Annotated in this window: 16 protein-coding genes; 12 read left to right on the top strand and 4 right to left on the bottom strand. The window is 47.9% G+C overall.

The window, feature by feature from the left end; genetic code table 11:
* Positions 1 to 586 precede the first annotated feature (586 nt).
* Complete coding sequence (locus CZ502_RS10845; RefSeq protein WP_076459397.1) at positions 587 to 3,628, top strand: mucin-binding protein; 3,042 nt, start codon at positions 587 to 589, stop codon at positions 3,626 to 3,628.
* Complete coding sequence (locus tag CZ502_RS10850) at positions 3,576 to 5,801, top strand: mucin-binding protein (protein WP_076459398.1); 2,226 nt, start codon at positions 3,576 to 3,578, stop codon at positions 5,799 to 5,801. Before CZ502_RS10845 ends, CZ502_RS10850 begins: the two co-directional genes overlap by 53 nt.
* Before the next feature lie 222 nt (positions 5,802 to 6,023).
* Here the strand turns inward: CZ502_RS10850 and CZ502_RS01775 are convergent, their stop codons facing one another.
* A complete protein-coding gene (locus tag CZ502_RS01775) occupies positions 6,024 to 7,427 on the bottom strand; it encodes a C69 family dipeptidase (RefSeq protein ID WP_076459400.1) in 1,404 nt (467 codons plus the stop codon).
* A 143-nt stretch (positions 7,428 to 7,570) separates the two neighbouring features.
* Between CZ502_RS01775 and CZ502_RS01780 the strand changes: the two genes are divergently transcribed.
* The 4 genes from CZ502_RS01780 to CZ502_RS01795 all read left to right on the top strand — a co-directional run bounded on the left by CZ502_RS01780 (position 7,571) and on the right by CZ502_RS01795 (position 11,865).
* Positions 7,571 to 9,400 carry a cation:proton antiporter family protein gene (locus CZ502_RS01780; RefSeq protein WP_076459401.1) on the top strand — a complete coding sequence of 610 codons (1,830 nt, stop codon included), beginning with the start codon at positions 7,571 to 7,573 and terminating at the stop codon, positions 9,398 to 9,400.
* 81 nt (positions 9,401 to 9,481) lie between these two features.
* Positions 9,482 to 9,667, top strand: a complete 186-nt coding sequence (gene thmT, locus CZ502_RS01785; RefSeq protein WP_065533034.1) for a 2-hydroxymuconate tautomerase — start codon at positions 9,482 to 9,484, stop codon at positions 9,665 to 9,667.
* A gap of 120 nt (positions 9,668 to 9,787) precedes the next feature.
* On the top strand, positions 9,788 to 11,293 hold the full coding sequence (glpK, locus tag CZ502_RS01790; protein ID WP_076459402.1) for a glycerol kinase GlpK: 1,506 nt from the start codon (positions 9,788 to 9,790) through the stop codon (positions 11,291 to 11,293).
* Between the two features lie 62 nt (positions 11,294 to 11,355).
* On the top strand, positions 11,356 to 11,865 hold the full coding sequence (locus tag CZ502_RS01795; RefSeq protein ID WP_076459403.1) for a hypothetical protein: 510 nt from the start codon (positions 11,356 to 11,358) through the stop codon (positions 11,863 to 11,865).
* Here CZ502_RS01795 and CZ502_RS01800 read toward each other — a convergent pair.
* The 3 genes from CZ502_RS01800 to CZ502_RS01810 form a co-directional block, all read right to left on the bottom strand.
* Entirely contained in the window at positions 11,811 to 13,556 is a 1,746-nt protein-coding gene (locus tag CZ502_RS01800) for an IS1182 family transposase (protein ID WP_076459404.1), read from the bottom strand. The two genes, CZ502_RS01795 and CZ502_RS01800, sit on opposite strands and share 55 nt — an antisense overlap.
* Positions 13,557 to 13,710: 154 nt before the next feature.
* Positions 13,711 to 13,953, bottom strand: a complete 243-nt coding sequence (locus CZ502_RS01805) for a hypothetical protein (RefSeq protein WP_076459405.1) — start codon at positions 13,951 to 13,953, stop codon at positions 13,711 to 13,713.
* 12 nt (positions 13,954 to 13,965) lie between these two features.
* A complete protein-coding gene (locus CZ502_RS01810) occupies positions 13,966 to 14,541 on the bottom strand; it encodes an RNA polymerase sigma factor (protein ID WP_076459406.1) in 576 nt (191 codons plus the stop codon).
* Positions 14,542 to 14,763: 222 nt separating this feature from the next.
* On the opposite strand from CZ502_RS01810, the gene CZ502_RS10745 reads away from it, so the two are divergent.
* From CZ502_RS10745 to CZ502_RS01840, 6 genes are all read left to right on the top strand, one after another.
* Positions 14,764 to 15,483 (top strand): hypothetical protein, encoded by a 720-nt coding sequence (locus CZ502_RS10745; RefSeq protein WP_200804209.1) that lies wholly within the window; start codon positions 14,764 to 14,766, stop codon positions 15,481 to 15,483.
* 107 nt (positions 15,484 to 15,590) lie between these two features.
* Entirely contained in the window at positions 15,591 to 15,986 is a 396-nt protein-coding gene (locus CZ502_RS01820; RefSeq protein WP_076459407.1) for a winged helix-turn-helix transcriptional regulator, read from the top strand.
* A 405-nt stretch (positions 15,987 to 16,391) separates the two neighbouring features.
* Entirely contained in the window at positions 16,392 to 17,393 is a 1,002-nt protein-coding gene (locus CZ502_RS01825; RefSeq protein ID WP_076459408.1) for an LCP family protein, read from the top strand.
* Positions 17,394 to 17,411: 18 nt separating this feature from the next.
* Complete coding sequence (locus tag CZ502_RS01830; protein ID WP_076459409.1) at positions 17,412 to 18,290, top strand: YveK family protein; 879 nt, start codon at positions 17,412 to 17,414, stop codon at positions 18,288 to 18,290.
* Between the two features lie 14 nt (positions 18,291 to 18,304).
* The gene (locus CZ502_RS01835) at positions 18,305 to 19,051 is read left to right on the top strand and encodes a CpsD/CapB family tyrosine-protein kinase (protein WP_076459410.1); all 747 of its coding nucleotides are present in this window, start codon (positions 18,305 to 18,307) and stop codon (positions 19,049 to 19,051) included.
* A gap of 26 nt (positions 19,052 to 19,077) precedes the next feature.
* Positions 19,078 to 19,728 (top strand): sugar transferase, encoded by a 651-nt coding sequence (locus tag CZ502_RS01840; protein ID WP_083673299.1) that lies wholly within the window; start codon positions 19,078 to 19,080, stop codon positions 19,726 to 19,728.
* The last annotated feature ends 16 nt before the right edge of the window (positions 19,729 to 19,744 follow it).

A 19,744-nucleotide genomic window follows, 5' to 3' on the forward strand; every position in this document is an offset into this window, starting at 1 on the left:
ATAAATATCCTTTCTGACCCGTTCGATCCCGACATATGAATAGCTTGTCATTTGTTTAAAGATATTTTAAAGTAATTTAAACATTGATTAGAACGTGAAAACGCCTTATTTATCAAGGCTTAACAAACTGAAATACTAGTGAGTAAGCACTTTGCGCCAAAAAACAGTTGAATTTATTTAAAATGCTGGTATCCTAAATAATGTAGATAGATCGCATGTGATTTATCGTACGTTAACTATTAAATCACAATGCTGCGAGCAAGGGTTTATTGCAATGACTTAACACTTTTTGCAATGTAATTGCTTAGTTACTTACACATTACTCAATGCATTGTCTTAAAAAAGGACCTCCGAAAGTGGTATCGGGGGTCTTTTTTTTATTACATTTAAAAGTTTTATTTATCGACTTGTAATTATATTTAATTAGGCTTATGATAATTTTGAATTGATGTATAAGCCAACTATATCAACCGTTTTGCAATAATAGTGTTATAACAATACTTTTACTGCCATTAATTAACCTCATTGATTAAACAAGTGAATGGCCGAATTACCAGTTACTTGTTATTTCAGGGAGGAAATATAAATGACTTCAAAAGATAACCAAGCTGATCGTCTATTGAAGAGTATGCCGCTGACGCAGCGCTATGCCTTACGGAAGTTAAGTGTTGGAGTGGCTTCTGTACTATTGGGAACAAGCATTGCGATGGGTATCAATGGTGAAATTGTCCACGCTGATACACAAAAGGAAGCGGGGCAACCCGTCGAAACTGCTGATGTGCCAGCAACGATGGAGAAGAGCGTTACCCTTCCCGCTGTCACGACAAGCCCGAATACGGCTGAAGCAATGGTCGATAGCGCTGCTAGTGCTGACGAGGCAGCAACTGCAAACCAATTAAAGGCAACGACGCCGGTTAGTGACGCCGCTTATACCGTGACTAACGTCAAGGCTAGTTCAGAACCTGGGGATGGGACTGACCACACTGGGCGGACTAACTTATCATTCGATATTAATATCGATGTTGCTAACCATGATATTGACGCGGGAAATTATATTGATGTGTCGATGGGGATCCCTTATAAGCTAACTGCGGATGGGGAAGAACACGTCCTCGCATACGGTGGTGGTGCCAAGGACACGATGCCGATTAACCTGGACTACCAAACGACCACCGGTGGCGAACATACTGCGGTGATTGGTTATATGCGGCCAGTCAGCCCTGCGGAACGTTCGTATGCGACCTCTTACCACCAGTCACCAGCAGCGGATGTTGATAACGTTACCTGGCGTAAGGAAAATAATGATAATTCACTCGGGAAGAACGGTAACGGTGGGTCCAACGACGGCTACCAAATTGTCTTTAATGACCAGCTCGCTAAGATCAAGAAGGATTACGGGGATAACAACCTCTCGCTTGCTCGGATGCACTTTAATCTGACCTGGCATAACATCACTGGCTTTGACCTTGATGAAGCCCCGCTCGATACCCGCTACTACCACTTGTACTCGACTAATTCAGCAAGGGATACGACGCTGGTTCCGCAAAATGATATTAAAATTGGTGGGCAGACGTTCACCAGTGGCTTCTCAATCCCGGTTAAGGGGAAAGTCCACGATGCGGATAACTTTAATAAGACGGTTATCCCGGTTAGTTCGGCGAAATACGCTGCCCATACCTGGTACTATGACCAAAAGTCTAAGCAGTGGGGAATTGGGACAGAAGTTGTCCGCTTCCCTGATCAGTTTGAAGCCGTTGAGTTGGCGCCTCAAAATGACCAGGGCGTAAAACTAGGGCAAGACTTTACGATTACGGTCACCAAGCCGGCCGAAAATAAGTATGTCAGCTATAACTTCATCGACGACGACGCGCTCAAGGCGGACCTGATGAAGGCAATCGTCGTTAACCACCATAACTACGACCTTGACCCGGTTGACGGGGCAGATGACGTCTACGTTACCCGGACGATGATTGCGTCAACGATCCCAGACATTACGGTGGCGAGTGCCGACAGCAATGATGGATTGACGCGGACCTACCACGTTAAAATTAATGGTAATTACCTGGGCTTTAAGAAGGATAAGGCCATTTCACTGATTAACTGGCGGGCAATCGACCTCCAGGGGATGTTGCCACCGGAAAACCTGACGAACCCGCAGGATGATACCAGCAGTCAAACCGGCTATTACGATGGCGTAACTCTCCGCGATAGCGAACTGCAAGCCTTTTTGGAAAAGAACCCGTGGAAGCTCCAGGTTACGAATAGCGAAAAGCAAGACCTTTACAACAGCCCGGCCGGTTACTATGTTCAACCATACGTATACCGGGACGATGTAACGGCCAACAACGGGATTTTAACCGGGACGATTAATGACATCGAAAACGCCCAGGTAACGGAAACCATCCACTACCTCTATAAGGGTGGCCAAAAGGATGGTCAAGAGGCTGCACCAACTTACAGTGCTAAGCTTGGCTTTGCCCACTTAAACGTCGACGGTACTTGGCAAGCCTGGACCCCTGCTAGTGACACCTTCGCGGCGGTCGACGCCCCAACAGTTGTTGGCTACCACGCAGTTGACGACAGTGACAAGGCAGTTAAGGCGGTCGACGCGATTAACGTTAGCCACGACACTGATGATATTGACATTACGATTTACTACGTTGCTGACCCGCAGCGGTTGACATACACCGTGATTGATGATGATAAGGGAGAGGCGCTGGAAAGTGATGCTGATCTGGCAGACGGTTTGAGTGACGAGCCATTGCCGGCAGATACCGATGCGAAGTACCAAAAGATCATCAACAGCTACCTCGACCAGGGTTACTACCTGGTAAGCAAGGACCAGCTGCCAGCTAACTTTGACGATGACACAGCGGTTGACCAAAACGTCGTTGTCCACCTTAAAAAGAAGAACACCCTCCAGACTGAAGACCACCAGGTTACCCGGACGATTACTTATTATGACCAGACGACTGGTAAGCAGATTGTGATCGATGGGGTTACTGACCCGGTTAAGCAGACGGTTAGCTTTGAACGCCACGCCGTTATCAGTGGGGCTGATGGCAAGACCGTCCTTGGGTACAATACCGATGGCAAGCAGGATGAAAAGGGTAACTACCTTGTTGAAATTACGACTGATCAGGCTGATAGTGCTTGGCAAAAGAACAATGGCAAGTGGGCGAAGTCTACCAACCCTGACCTAGCAAAGTACGGTTATGACAGTGCCAAGGATAGTCAGGATAAGGATTACCCTGCGGTTGCTGCGGAAACGCCAACGGTCGCAACGAAGGACGAAGCAATTAAGGTTTACTACCCTGAAAAGGTCGTCACCAGCCCAGAAACCACCCAGGTAACCCGGACGATTCACTACACTTACGGCAACGGGCCACACAAGGGTGAAACGGCTGCTCCTGACGCAGTCCAAAAGGTCGATTTTAGCCGGGAAAAGAAGGTTAACCAGGTAACAAAGGAGACGTCATTTACTGCCTGGCAGGCAACGCCAGCTGCAAAATTACAAGCTGTATCGTCACCAGCTATCGACTACTACACACCGAGTGACAAGCAGGTTAAGGCGGTTGCAGTTAAGGCCGGCGACAAGGATACCACGGTTCACGACGGAACCAAATAAGGTTACCTACACGGTAATTGATGACACGACGGGCAAGACCCTGGTTGACCATCAAGAACTTACCAATGGCTTTGCGGACGAGCAGCTGCCAGCAACGGCTACGAGCGATTACCAAGCCGCTGCTAAGCACTACCAAGATCTTGGCTACACGATCGTCAACCAGGATGATTTGCCAGCGGCCTTCACCCACGAAGATCAAAACGTGACGATCCACCTGTTGATGAAGAACAGCCTGCAAACGGAACGGCAAACGACCACCCGGACGATTACTTACTATGATAAGGATACTGGTAAGCAGATCATGATCGACGGGGTCACCGAGCCGGTTATGCAACGGGCAATCTTCCAGCGGCAAGCGGTCATTAGTGGTCCAAACAACGCGGTTCAGGGCTACAACCTTGATGGCCAACGCGATAAGAACGGTAACTACCTGGTTGAAGTACCAGTCAGTGATGCTGATTCGGCATGGCAGCTTGCGAGCGGTGGCTGGCCAGCGGCGATGAACCCGGACCTGGCTTACTACGGCTACCAACCGGCAGAAACGGTCGACGGGGATGCCTTCCCAGTAGTTGAGGCTGGGCAACCAACAGCGTTAACGCCAAACGAGAGTGTGAAGGTCTACTACCAAGCACGGGTAACGCCAGGTGAGGAGACTGCTACGGCTACCCGGACGATCCACTACGTTTACGCTAATGGACCAAAGCAAGGGAAGACTGCTGCTCCAGACGCAACGCAAACCGTTACCTTCACCCGGACCACGGCGACGAATGAAGTGACGAAGGACGTGCAATTCGGTGATTGGCAAGCCAGTTCATCAGTATCCGTAATTGATGGACAAAAGAGTGAGAATGAGAATAAGGATGAATTTGCGGCAGTTGATTCACCAGTCATTACTGACTATACGCCGGACCAGGCAACGGTTGCGGCAGTGGTCGCTAACCGGAACGGTGACCCGCTTAATGTCACGGTTAACTACACGACCCAACCACACCAGATTACTTACACCGTCATTGATGATGTAACTGGCTTGAAGTTGGTCAATGACTACTTCTTGACGAAGGGCTTCCCAACCGAAAACGTGCCAGTTGATGCAAAGACGAGCTACGATGAAGTAGCCAGTCATTACGTTGACCGGGGTTACCAGCTAGTCAGTGCAGACCAGTTGCCAGCGGTCTTTGCCGACCACGATGAAAACATGGTCATTCACTTAACACATGCCACGAAGTCCGTCACGGAAAAGCGCAACGTTAATGAAGACGTCAAGTACCAGTTCGTCAACGGCGCCGCAGCTGCACCGACCTACCAGGCAACGCCGATTGAATTTACGCGGACCGGAACGGTTGACCAGGTAACAAACCGGACGGTATGGCAAGCCTGGACGCCATCAAGTGCCAGCTTTGCTGCGGTTGTTTCGCCAGAAATTAGTGGCTACGAGACAAATACGCCACAGATTGACGAACAATTTGTCAACGAAAGTAGTCAGGACTTGCACTTTATCGTCCTCTACTCCAAGACACCAACGAAGCCACACACGACGCCAGAAGAGCCTGAGCAACCAGTGACGCCAGCGCCACCAGCTTCGTCAGGAGATTCAGCTTCTGATACGCCAGCAACGTCAAGCTCATCAGCAACTTCAACGCCGGCGAAGTCAACGGAACCAACTTCATCGACCAGCGCAACGCCTGAGATTCCAGTCGTGCCGCCGACATCTTCGGCTAGCTCAGCTGCTGAACAACCGACAACACCAACCTCAGATGTGCCGGCAAGTTCAGCACCGGATACCCCAGCGTCAACAACACCGGATTCGAGTGCCCCAGCTTCAACCCCGGCTTCAGTAACGCCGGAATCAAGTGCGCCAGCCTCTACCCCGGCCTCAGTGACGCCAGATTCAAGCGCTCCTGCTTCGGCACCAGCCTCGACAACTGACCAGCCGGCAACGAGTTCAGCAACTCCTGCCCAATCCACAGCAGAAGTTACGACCGCTGAACCAGCCCGGCAGGTTCAAGCAGTTGCTACCCATGCGGCGGGCGCGGAAACAGCAGCAAAGGCCAGTGCTGAAAAGACCCTGCCAAAGACCGGGAACCAGCACCGGAGCATTTGGCAAGTAATCATCGGCGCCTTCCTTGGTTTGTTCGGGATTGTCCTCGGCAAGAAGGGGAAGAAGCAAAACTAAATAACCACATCTTGAGCATGAAAAAAGCTGAGGCTGAGAGGAAACAGATTTTCTTCTCAGCCTCAGTTCTTTTCTTTATCTCCGAATATTACACAGTAATCGCGGAAAAAAGCGAGCCCCTCAAGGGTAACTACGGACAAACGTCGGCCCGTGCCGTGCCAACGTCCGTCCTAGGTTACCCCACCGGGGCTCCGGGAAGCTTTTTTCCAGCTTGATTTTTATTTACAGGTTTTCGTCAGTATTGAAGTTTAGCTCGGCATAGTCGGTCATCTTGGTGATCAACTCCAGGCTCAGTTTCTTGTAGGCGTTGAGGGTGTCGGTTGCGAAGTTCTCACTTTGGCGGGTGAGGAAGCGGGCGCGCTCATCTCCCTTATAATTTGGCAACTGCTGGTCGGTCTCCGCAATCATCTTGATGGCCGCGCTGTTCCGCTCCTTTTGGACATCCCGCAGCAATGGTAGGAAGTCGTGTAGGTGGCTGTCGACCAGGACACTGGCGTGCTTGAAGATCCAGTAGGCGGAGTTCAACTGGGCGGGTAGCTTACCCCGCTTGTATGGTGCCGGTGTATCAAAGATGCCGTTGAAGAATGGAACGTAGGTACTCTCGGCGGCGACCCCCATTGCCAGCCAGTGGATGTTAGCCCCCGGCCGGTTCATCTGGAGAATGTGTGATTCCTGGGTCTTGGCAAGGCTGATTGGCCGGTACTTATGGGCGTCCTTGCCGTGGCCGAGGGGGTCAAATTCTGTTCCCTCGTAGTGGTTGCTCAGGTAGTGCTGGGCGTCAAAGATCGAGAGCTTGCGGTCCGCCTTCATGATGAATGGCAGGTCGGCTGACTCGGGGGTCTCAGCTGTTGCTTGACGCGGACTGAACATCTGGTGACCGATCCAGACCCGTGGTTCGGAGTAAATCGCGTCCGACCGGTCAGCGGTCCCGAAGATCTTCCGGAAGTTGAAAGTCGTTGGGTCCGGGTTTAGGTGGTACTTTTCGACGAACTCCTGGATCCCTGGATGGTACATGAAGTTGTTTGTATCGTTAAAGTCAATTTCCTGGATTGCCAGCTGGTTGGCGACGACCGCGTAGGAATCATCTGGGATCCGCTGGGCAACCCAGTAGTGACCGGCCCCCGATTCAAAGTACCAGGCTTCATCATTATCGGCGAACAAGACCCCGTTAGTCTCGCCGGTCCCGTACTTGGCAATTAGGTTCCCGAGTCGTTGGACCCCTTCACGGGCAGTCTTGACGTAGGGGAGGACAACGGTGATCATCGCTTCTTCATTGAGGCCGTTTTCTACCAGCGGGTCATAGCCGAGGACCAATTCATTGGTGTAGGCACTCTCGGTCGCGGACATGGCGACGTCATATTCGTTAATCCCGTCTTCTTCAAAGAGTCCTTCCTTATCGGTCCATTCGGGGGTAGCAGTATAGCGGGCGCTTTCTGCTGGTAGGTCGAGTGCTAGCTTGGTCTCTTTAGAAACGAAGTGGGTCGGCATCTCACCATGTTCGTGGACGACCATGTGCTTCGGCCAGGCAGCCTTGGCGTCCTCGTTACGGCCAATCATGATGGTGCCGTCGATGCTAGCCTCCTTCCCAATTAAAATACTTGTACATGCAGATAATTTATTAGCCATAAATCCATGCTCCTTTGGTTAATATTAATTTTATTGTATCGCAAACGATTATCAATGTCGATTTAGGTGCAAATTCATTAATGTTAATTTGAGGAAAAAAGTATATAATGTTCCCAGTATTATATAGGAAGGGAGAGAAAATTATGGAACAAATCTCAACGCTGCTCGTGATGGTGGCAGCGTTAATTATTCCAATCATGATGGCCCGGTTTAAGGTTGCCAGCGTGCCGACCGCGGTTGCTGAAATTGTTACCGGGATCATCCTCGGAAAGAGCGCGTTAAACATCGTTAGCCCGAACTATGAACTAAACCTTTTGTCGACGTTGGGGGTGATTATCCTGATGTTTTTGTCGGGGATGGAGATCAACTTCGACCTATTTAAAAAGACCCCCGGCAAGAAGCGGGACAGCAAGTCGCCCGTGGTGATGGCCTCAATGGCCTTTGCCCTGGTAATCATCACCGCCTTTATCCTGGGGGCCGTGGTGAAGATGGTCGGCCTCTTTAGCGATATCTTCTTGGCAACGATCCTATTTTCAACGGTTGCCCTCGGGGTGGTAATCGCGACGCTAAAGGAAAAGGAGATCCTCCAGAAGCCGATGGGGCAGACGATCCTCCTGACAGCGGTCCTCGGGGAAGTAATCCCGATGCTGTCGCTGACGGTCTATGCCTCAATTAATAGCGGCAATGTCGGCCGGCTATGGCTGATCATCCTCTTGTTCTTGGCCGCAATCCTTCTTCTACGACGGTTTAAGCAGCCCTTTGTCTGGTTTAATAAGATCTCGAAGTCGACGACCCAGCTGGACATCCGGCTGGCCTTCTTCTTAATCTTTATCCTGGTTGCGATCGCTGAGACGGTCGGGGCAGAAAACATCCTGGGCGCCTTTTTGGCGGGGATGGTGATGAAGCTCCTGGAGCCGAGCGAGGCGACCGAAGACCGGCTAACCTCGATTGGCTACGGCTTCTTGATCCCGTTCTTCTTCATCATGACCGGTGTCAAGCTGGACATTAAGAGTCTCTTTGCCAACCACCAGGCCCTGGCCTTAATTCCGGTGCTGGTCGTCTGCTTCATCTTGGCCAAGCTGCCGACGATGCTGATTTACCGGCGGCGTTATACCAGTCGCAACTCTTTTGCCGGTAGTTTTTTGGTCGTCACGACGATCACGCTGGTCCTGCCATCACTGCAAGTGGCGCGGAACCTGCACGCTATTACCAGCGCCCAGTCAGATGCCTTCACCTTGGCCGCCATCATCGTTTGCATCATTGCACCGATTGTCTTCAACTCAACTTATAAGTTAGGCAAGGCAGACCTAATCAAGCAGCGGGTCGTCTTTGTCGGCACCAATACCTTCACCGTCCCTGTCTCCCAGCAGCTCTGGAAGAACTGGTACGATGTCCGGATGGTGACTGACGTGGAGGAAAACTACAAGACCTATAATAGCGAGGTCAAAAACCTGGCCTACCTGCCGGAAATCAACGCGGACACCCTTGCTGAGAAGGGCTACTTCGACTGTGATATCTTAGTAATCGGCTTCCGGAATGATAAACGGAATGCCCGGCTAGCGGCGGCCGCCAAGGAGCGGGGGGTTACCCGGGTGATTGCTAGCCAAAATAGTCCCCGCCTTGACCCGGTCATTTGTGACGGCTTACGGCAAAAGGGAGTTGAGCTGTTCAACGCCTTTAACGTGCAGACGAGTGTTTTGCGTTCACTGATCGAGTCGCCGTCGATTATGACGATGCTATCGAACACCGATGCCGGCTTGTTTGAAGCCACCGTGCTCAACCAGCGTTACAGTGGTCGCGAGCTCCACACCCTGCCGTTTATTAACCAGATTACGATTAGTCGGATCATGCGGAACCACCAGCCGATTGCACCGCACGGGGATACGGTCATCGAATACGGCGACCACATTCTCTTTACCGGTGACCGGCAGGCCGCGGATGAAGTGCGGTCCCGGTTGCGGCGGCCAAATTAATCCAATAATTCCGCGAGGTATATTGCCGGTAAAGCGCTATTATGGTAAGATTTTAAATGAGTTTATAAGGAGGCACGGATTATGCCATTAGTTCACATTGATTTGATTGAAGGCCGGACCGACGAGCAGTTAAAGGCTCTCGTGAAGGATGTTACCGCAGCGATTTCAAAGAATGCCAACGTTCCTGCCGAACGGGTGCATATCGTGTTAAATGAGATGCGCAAGGACCGCTACAGTGTAGCTGGAAAGATGGTCAGCGACAAGTAACAACCAAGGCAGTCATCGGGGGAAGGGCAGTGCTTCTTTCACCGGTGGCTTTTTTTGTCGCGACGCTTTGAGACAGATAGCTAGAGACGCCAGTAATTGATGGCGAAAGGATGAACAACATTGAACGAACAACAATACATTATGGCGATTGACCAGGGGACGACGAGCTCCCGCGCCATCATCTTCGACCACGACGGAAAAAAGGTAGCGATCAGCCAGCAGGAGTTTCCCCAGTACTTCCCAAAGCCGGGCTGGGTCGAGCATGACGCCTTAGAGATCTGGGACAGTGTCCAGTCAGTGATTTCCAACGTAATGATCAAGTCACAGATTAGGCCGTACAAGATCGCGGCGATCGGGATCACCAACCAGCGGGAGACGACCGTCATCTGGGACCGCCACACTGGCAAGCCGATCTACAACGCAATCGTCTGGCAGTCAAAGCAGACGAGCGACATTGCTGAGCAACTGATTGAGGACGGCTATAAGGAGATGATCCACGACAAGACTGGTCTGGTCATCGACTCCTACTTTGCCGCCACGAAGATCAAGTGGATTCTGGACCACGTTGACGGTGCCCGGGAGAAGGCAGCCAATGGTGACTTGATGTTTGGGACGATTGACACCTGGCTCTTATGGAACTTGACTGGGCGGCGGGTCCACGCGACCGACGTCACCAATGCCAGCCGGACGATGCTGTTTAACATCCACAAGCTTGACTGGGACCAGGACATCCTCGACCTGCTGGATATTCCGCGGGCGATGTTACCAGAGGTCAAGCCAAGTTCAGCAATCTATGGCTACACCGGTGACTTCCACTTCTACGGGGTGCAGATTCCGATTGCCGGGATTGCTGGTGACCAGCAGGCCGCCCTCTTCGGCCAGTGTGCTTATGAGAAGGGGTCGATCAAGAATACCTACGGGACCGGGGCCTTCATCGTGATGAACACCGGGCTTAAGCCGACCCTGTCCGCCAATGGCCTCTTGACGACGATTGCCTATGGGATTGACGGCAAGACCTACTATGCCCTAGAAGGGAGCATCTTTGTTGCTGGGTCAGCAGTTCAGTGGCTGCGTGACGGGCTCCAACTCTTCCGTCACGCCAGCGAGTCCGAGCAGATGGCCGTCGATGCCCAGACAACCGGGGGCGTCTACGTCGTCCCATCATTTACGGGTCTCGGTGCACCATACTGGGATCAGGAAGTGCGGGGGGCAATGTTTGGCCTGACCCGGGGGAGTAACCGCGGCAACATCGTCCGGGCAACCCTTGAGGCGATTGCCTACCAGACCCGTGACGTGGTCGATACGATGGTCAAGGATACTAATTTGCCATTGAAAGCCCTGACGGTTAATGGCGGGGCTTCGCGGAACAACTTCTTGATGCAGTTCCAGGCAGATATCTTACAGACCCAGATCCGTCGGGCAGCGATGGAGGAGACGACGGCGCTGGGGGCCGCCTTCTTAGCTGGTCTGGCCGTCGACTTCTGGGATAGCCAGGAAGAGTTGAAGGACCTGTCCAAGATCGGCGATAAGTTTGCACCACAGATGGCGGCTGAGCAGGCGGATGACTTGTACGCCGGCTGGCAGCAGGCAATCGCGGCCGCCCAGTACTTTAGTAAGAAAAAATAAACCAACACGAGCAATGCGCTTAACCACCATTCAACAAACTGTATATAAAGAGGAATTGAGTAATGAAAAAGATAACGCCAATCCAAATGACTGATGATTTAGCACACTTTATCGCGGAGACACGGGAAGATGTCGCCTTCCCCCATGAATCCTTGTATGTTGATTTGCTAGTACAGTGGAAGGCTTTGAGCAACTATAACCTTAAATGGGCCGATGATACCAGCCGGGAGCTCTATGACATTTACTGGTCGTCGATGAGAAAGTGGTACGAGATCTTTGACCAACAGCGGGCAAAGCTGTTAGAACCGGCGGCGATGCCATCAGTGGAACTGGTTGACTTCTATGCCGGTTTGATTGATGACCTCTCTTGCCACGTGCTGAGTGTGATCCCTGATTACCCCCACGCCGAGGTGATCGACCTGACGGATTTTCGGGTATTGTTGAACATCCAGTTGCAAAACTTCACCGCGCTAAACCTGCGGGTGCAGGGGCCGATGGACTTTGCGATGCTGATTGACTACTGGAAGTTAATGAACGAGGCCTTTGGGCAGGTTGATAAGAAGGTTTCATAAAAAAGAGGCTGGGAAAAAACTAAATTCCTTAAGCCTCTAAATATGAAAATCCGAACTATGATTTTTGTTTTGGCAAAAATTGTGGTTCGGATTTTTACTTTTTTCTTTAAAATTGCCGGATAATTGGCAATCATTTTGCCTAACTTGGTTAAATTCATGGCCATTAAGACCAATCCAATATCGTTTTCCACTGTCTGTTGGCCGCGAAGGTGGGTTCGGCGTACGCCAAAATCCCTCTTCATGCGACCAAAAACAGGTTCAACGTCGAACTTGCGTCGACGATAAATTGCTTGTCCTTCGTCACTAGAGAGGGTTTCTTTGACTTGTGCTTTAAAATAGTTCCAAGTAGGATTGACCTGGATGTAACGCAAACGACCACTAGGAGTCTTCGCTAGTTGATCTAACTCTGCCGATAATTGATGTTTATCAGCACGGTAAAGTTTAAGATCACGCGTAAAACCGTACCGATCGGTTCGTTGACTGTAACGAGCAAAACCAAAACGCACGCCTAAATGGTCTATATAATAGTCATCTTTAGCGTTGTACTGCCAATTTTGTGGCTTAGTTGAATCATTTTTGAACTTGCGCTTCTGTTCTTTCTGGTAAGTTGTATAAGGAATAATTGGTTGTTTTTCAAATTGATCAATAATCGTTGTGTAATTGTACTCACTTCCGTAGCCAGCGTCAGCTACAATGTGTTCAAAGAAATTTAAACAATGGAATTGCTTGAGGAAGGGAACTAATGTCCTTGTATCGGTTGGATTACTAAACAAGGCATAATCAAGGACAAATTGATTATGAGTGGCAATCTGAAGGTTATAGCCGGGCTTTAGTTCGCGGTTTTTCATTGAATCTTCTTTCATACACATGAAAGTCGCATCGTGATCAGTTTTAGAGAAACTATTACGGCCCTGAAAGACTGTCTCAGCTTCCTCATATTTTTTTGCCCGCGGGACCATATCTTGCTTAAGTTTTCGATGTAGTTTTTTTAAGAAACGACGTCGTTGTTTCTTAACTGAACCACCCTTGATCACTTTCGGTTCTTTTTTTATTTCTTCGTTGAGCTGCCCAATCTGTTTTTCTAATTGATCAGTCATCGTTTCCAAACATTCTGATGATTCAATGAGTTCTGGTTTCATTGCCTGAATAACCTTTTTCTCTATCAATTCATCATACATTGCGTTTATGTCTTGCTTTAACTTAGCATGATATTTCTCAACTGATTTCCGCCAAGTAAAGGAATACTTATTAGCGTCTGCTTGAACCTTAGTTCCATCAATAAACAAAGCATCTTTTTTGACCAAGCCGTGATCAGTTAGGGACATCGTGAAGTAAACAAACGCACGCTTGATCAAGTTAGCAGCGTGTTGACTACTTCTGAAGTTATTGATGGTATGGTAACTATAGGTATGATCGCGAGCTAACCACCGCATTGGTAAGTTTTCGACCAGCATAGTTTCAATCTTACGTCCCGAATATGTTTGACGAGCATAGGCAAATAATAAGATTTTCAGCATAATTGCCGGATGTGAAAGTGGGCGACCGGTAGTCGCCACTTTTTCTGATAATAAAACTTCCACCGGGATCGAGTCGACAAAGGCATCGATCAACCGAACTAAATGCGTTTTAGGGACGTTAAAATCAAAGTTTAATACGAATTCAGTTTGTCCTGTGATATAATTTTGACACATGAAAATCATTCCTTTATTTTTGTTTTGTGGTAATTACATAATATCAGGAACGATTTTCTGTGTATACACAAAGCCGGACGATGAACCAAAAAATGGCTCATCGTCCGGCTTTTAGTTTTAGACTAGGACTTTTTTCCCAGTCTCTTTTTTAAATCTATTCGCGATCTAGCCAGTCCTGGAGGTAAGCGACCAGAGCGCGGGCATCTTCTCTTGTGAGGGCGAAGGTATTATCGTGACTCCGGTTAGTAAGGTCAATGTTGGAGAGCAGGAGCTGGAGTTCCGGGTCACCCGGGATCCGGTAGATGCTCAGCTCGTTGGCACAGCCATCGTCGCGGTCTTCACCGTTGTATTTGATGTGGAGCCAGTGGTCCTGGCAGTTGATTTCGTGTTGTTTCATTTTCTTTTCACCTCAAAACTTCCCATTCATTTTAGCACGAAGCTGGTGGGCACGGGAAATGACGCCTTGCTTCCACTGGTGGACTGCCTGGCGGGAGACCCCGTAGGTGCGGGCGACCTGCTTGTCAGTCAGGTGGTGGTTAAGCTTGGCAATTAGGTAGCGCTGCTGGTTTGGTGAGCAGTGCTGGTAGAGGTAGCCCAGAAAGTCGCCCTCTTCTCGGTGGGCAAAGGGGTTGGTCGATTGCCGGTCGATGAGCAGGTCATTGTAGTCGTGATCATTTTCGTCATCATCAAGGGAGTAGGTGCAGTGGGCCTTTTCTAGCTGGTCGCGACGGAGGTGGTCGAGGATTCGCCAGCGCATCCTTTGGAAAGCGTAGCACATCAGGTCCCGTTCGTTAGTGGGGTCGGTCTCGTCCTGTAGGTAGTTGGCATAGGCATGGGCAAAAACGAGGGAGGCTTCCTGGACAAAGTCGTCATAGTCGTCCCGGCGTGGTGAGATACCGAGGCTCTTGAGGACCCCGTGAACAATCGTAATCCGCTTATCACGCATCAGAAAAGATAAGCCTGCGGGAATTTTTTCGTAATCCATTTTTGAGAACATCCTTTAGAAATTATTCTCAAAGCGCTTTGAGTGCTTTTACTTTACCCCCTTAACCGAACCTGAGCGAACGATAAAAAGGCACAAAATGGCGGTAAAAAGCTATTGACAGCGGATACATTAATTGGGTATTGTTATATGCGCATCTGAAACGAGATGTTTCATGATGAGATATAATTAGGATTTTATTTGACCTACTGAAAGGGGATTTTTATGTCGACTATAATAGACATGAACAATTTGTCAAATCAAAAAATTGATGAGGTGACGACCAGCTTCCAGGTACGCTGGGATAATGTCTTATTGCTGACGGCTTACAGTGCAAATGAGACCTTTATCCTGACGGTTGAGGGGGAAAAGATCGTGTTGACACGGCGGCTGCAGGATGTCTTGGCAAAGTTTGCGGCGGAGAATGGTATTCCGCGCTACTTGATGGAGGCACTCTATAAGCAGGTTGGTTGTCGGACGCGGGGTTATGTTGCAGGCCACCACCGCCTTGTGCCGTCTTGTGGGGTATCAAATGAACGGGTCGTCTACTACATGGTCCACCACCTGGACCATGCGGAGTCGTTAGCGGCCGATAAAGGAACGCTGATGGTATTTAAGGGCGACCGCCAGCGGTTTTACGTGGCGATTCCTTCCCCGGAAAAGACCTTTCGGCGGATTATCCGCGCGGCTGATGAGGTAGCAGGGATCCAGTTGGCAATCTACGAGAGTTGCCGGGAACAGTACGGGAAGCTTCCCCAGGGTCAGCTAGCTGAGCGGAGTTACGACAGCGACTACTATGTCATCCAGGAGCGACGCGAAAAAAGCCGGTATATAATGGAAGAAACAGTTATCCAAATCATCAAAACCGCCTTCATCGAGCTATATGGGGAAGTCTTTGATAAGGAGCTATTAGCACAGGTTAAACGGGTGATAAATCGATATTAGTAAAATTTTGCTAAGGAAATGGACGGGAATTAACCAATTGTTGACTAGCTTGCTATAATGAAGGGGAAGATGCGATGTAGTGAGATTTGGAGAAATGGAGCGGTAGGATGACAACGGAAATGCACAGTGGGATCGACTACACCATTGACGTCTTGCAAGGCAAGTGGCGGCCGCGAATTATCTTTTGGCTCGGGATAAGGCCGCTGACGGGGAATGAGTTGCTGCAGCTGGTACCGGGGAGCAGCGCGGAGCAGTTGACTCGCCAGCTCACTGAACTACAAAATCTGCGGGTGGTTAATCCCGTCCAAGACCAAGCCGGCAAGTATGCCCTGACCGCAGCGGGGAATGACTTGCGGAGTACGATGACGGCGATGGCAGTCTGGGGGCGACAAGAGATGGATGACACGGCAAATGAGCTGCCACGACAGGTGGTCGAACCGGACGCGTCAGCGAACATGGAGGAGCTGGTGCGGTATATTCCGGTGTTAGACCGCTACCTATAACATCTGCACTATAATGAAGAAAATGACCGTTAACTGAAAAAGTTAGCGGTCATTTTTCATATTACATTTCTGTCATATGTTGTAACTGAAATGAAATATTGGGGCTAATCAGCAAGTGTTTGCGGAATGACAAACGTTAAACTAAAGAGATAACAACGATTCGTTTATTACAACGGTTATTAAATTTGCATTTTGTGAACTTTTTGTGAAATATCTTCTTGACTAAATTGATTACATTCCTAATAATGTATAAAGTATTAATTAAATTTGATTAGCTGACAACGGACAGCGAAGAGTTCGCAACGAGGCAGTTACATTGTATATTGTTTAGCTTCCAGTAATGTACTCGTTGCACTAGTGGATTTTTTGTTTGTCAGTAGCAGTTATTATATGGGAGAAATTTTTATGTCAGACGAAAATAATCGACCCTTAGATAGTAACAATGATCAACAGATGCACCACCATGAGCATCGCCATCACCACCGGCACCATCATCGCCGGCGCGGGTGGAAGATCTTCTGGTCTGTCGTCGGAGTATTGGTGCTGGTAGCGATCTTCTTTGCGGGGATGGCCTGGCACAACCTGAAGTCGACCACCGATGACATGTACTCCAGCGCGGGGGCAAATAAGTCGCGGGACGCCCAGAAGGTGCTTGATCAAAAGAAGCCAGTATCGATCCTCTTGCTGGGGACAGATACGGGGGCGCTCGGCCGGGACTACAAGGGCCGGACAGATACGATGATGATCATGACCTTGAACCCGAAGACAAAGACGACCACCATCGTCAGTTTGCCCCGGGATATGAAGGTCAACTTACCGGACTACCCACAGTACTCGCCAGCGAAGATCAACGCGGCATACACATACGGGGGAGTCAAGGAGAGTATCAACACCATTCAGCAGCACTTCAACATTCCGATTGACTACTACGTGTTAGTTAATATGGGTGGCTTGGAGAAGGCCATTAACCAGGTTGGCGGCGTTGATGTGAAGTCACCTCTAACATTTGACTATGAAGGTGCTCACTTTACAAAAGGTGAGACCTATCACCTGAACGGATCAAAGGCATTGAAGTTTAGCCGGATGCGTTATGATGACCCACAGGGAGATTACGGTCGTCAAGAGCGGCAACGATTAGTTATCACTGCCCTATTAAAGAAGTCGGTTTCTTACAAGACAGTGTTGAACCGGGCATTCCTAAAATCGGTGTCTGATAGTTCACAGACCGATTTGACCTTTAGTGATATGATGAACCTGGCTCAAAATTACCGTTCAACAAATGAACATGTTGTGCAGGATCACGCTCAGGGGCGGACGTCTGACGAAGGTGGACAATCGTTTGAAGTTGTCCCAACAAGTGAACAACAACGGATTTCAAATATCATTCAAAATAGCTTAAAGAATTAATGTTAAGGAGTAGAAGTCGTGAATAGCTCACAACAAACACTAAATAATACGATTGATTTGCATCGTTTAATGTTGCTTTGTCGCAAACACATTAAAATGTTAATTGTGTGGACATTATTAGCCGGGATTCTTGGCTTTGTCGTTGCTGAATTTGTAGTGGTACCTAAGTACACTGCGACGACAGAAATTTTGGTTAACCAGAAGCACTCAAATGATAACAACGGCCAAGCTTATACAAATCAACAGGCTGATATCCAGATGATTAATACCTATAAGGATATCATTACTAACCAGGTTATTTTAAGTAAGGCTAGCAAGCAATTAAAGGATCCAGTTAGAGTTGTTAAGCCCGCACAAAAGGCCGTTTACCGGCGAAATGCGGATGGGACACGCCGATTGATTAAGGAAGCTGAGCCAGCTGTTGTTGAGCGGACTGGTAAAGGCTATGATATGTCAACGAAAGAGTTGAAAGAAGCAATCAGCGTTGCAACTCAACAAAATTCACAGGTGTTCTCATTACAAGTGAAGACCGATGATCCTGCTAAGTCAGCAGCAGTTGCTAATGTAGTTGCGAATGAATTTAAAGATCAAATTAAGAAGATTATGAGTGTTAACAATGTAACAATTGTTTCACGGGCGAATACTCCTGATAATCCTTCGTTTCCTAATGTTAAGTTGTTTACTTTAGCAGGAGCAGTAATTGGATTACTTCTAAGCTTTATATCAATTTTAATTGGTGACTTGATGGACACAACTGTTCACGATAATGATTATTTAACCAATGAATTAGGCCTTACTAATTTAGGGCAAGTTAGTCATATTCAAATGAGTCACCGGGTTGACTTTAGTGTAAATAATCAGAATAGTCGGCGTGAAACAAAGAGCCGCCGTGTTTAGGGAGGGATGAGCAAATGTCATTATTTCATCGAACACAAAAACAATCTACAGATACTATGGATAATGGAGCAAAGTTAATAACGGTTGCACACCCCAAGAGTCCTATCTCAGAGCAGTTTCGGACAATTCGTACGAATATTAATTTTATGGCGATTGACCATCCTATTAAAACGTTAGCGTTAACATCTGCTAATGTGAGTGAAGGTAAGTCAACAGTTACGGATAATGTCGCCGTTGTCTGGGCGCAAACTGGTCAAAAAGTTTTACTAATTGATTCTGATTTACGTCGTCCAACACTTCACGCCACTTTTAATAAGAGCAACCAAAAGGGGTTAACAACAATTCTTACAAGCGGAACAGATTCTGTAGATTTGCGGGAGATTATTCAGACTAGCGGTGTTGATAATCTAGATATCCTTACGAGTGGACCAATTCCTCCTAACCCTGCTGAATTATTAAATTCACAACGGATGAGAACCTTACTGGATTCAGTAAAAGAAATTTACGATATGGTGATTGTTGATGTTCCTCCAATGTTAGAAGTTACTGATACACAAATTTTATCTCGGTATCTTGACGCAATTGTTCTTATTGTAAAACAAGGACAGACACAAAAATTGGGAATTAAGCGGTCTGTTGAATTACTTAATTTGGCCCACGCTAACCTTCTTGGTTACATTATGAATGATGTTAATGCAGATGGAGATGCGGGATATGGTTATGGATACGGATACGGTTATGGAGTAGATTCAGAAAATTAGTTAGTTATGGGGGTGTAACCAATTTGATGGTAGATAAGCTATTAACACTAAATAAAGAAAAAATTAAATCCCGATATATATATAATTTTTTTAAGAGAATTTTTGATTTTTTGGCTTCTTTATTAGGCTTAATTTTACTAAGTCCTTTAATGGTAGTAATTGCTTTTTTAATCAAAAAAGAAGATGATGGTCCGGTTTTTTATAAGCAAACACGGGTTGGAAAAGACGGAAAAGAGTTCCAAATGTTTAAGTTTCGGTCAATGTTTGTTAATGCTGATCGAATGCTTGATGAATTAAAAAGCCATAATGATGTTGAAGGACCAATGTTTAAAATGAAAGATGATCCACGCATTACAAAAATTGGTCATTTTATTAGGAAACACAGTTTGGATGAGTTGCCACAGTTTTTCAATGTAATTAAAGGGGACATGAGTCTAGTGGGTCCTCGTCCGCCTTTACCATCAGAGGTTGAAGAATATAGTCAATATGATAAGCAACGTTTACTTGTAATACCAGGTTGCACCGGCTTATGGCAAGCAACTGAGCGGAATGAAGTTGGATTTAATGAAATGGTTCAATTGGATATTCAATATATTCAAAAAGCAAGTTGTCTTTTTGATTTATGGATTATTTTTAAGACTGTTCAAATTGTAATAAAGCCAAATAGTTCATATTAGGAATAGGGAGAAGAAG

This window comes from Limosilactobacillus caccae (genome assembly GCF_900156885.1).
In the GTDB taxonomy this organism is placed as follows: Bacteria; Bacillota; Bacilli; order Lactobacillales; family Lactobacillaceae; genus Limosilactobacillus; species Limosilactobacillus caccae.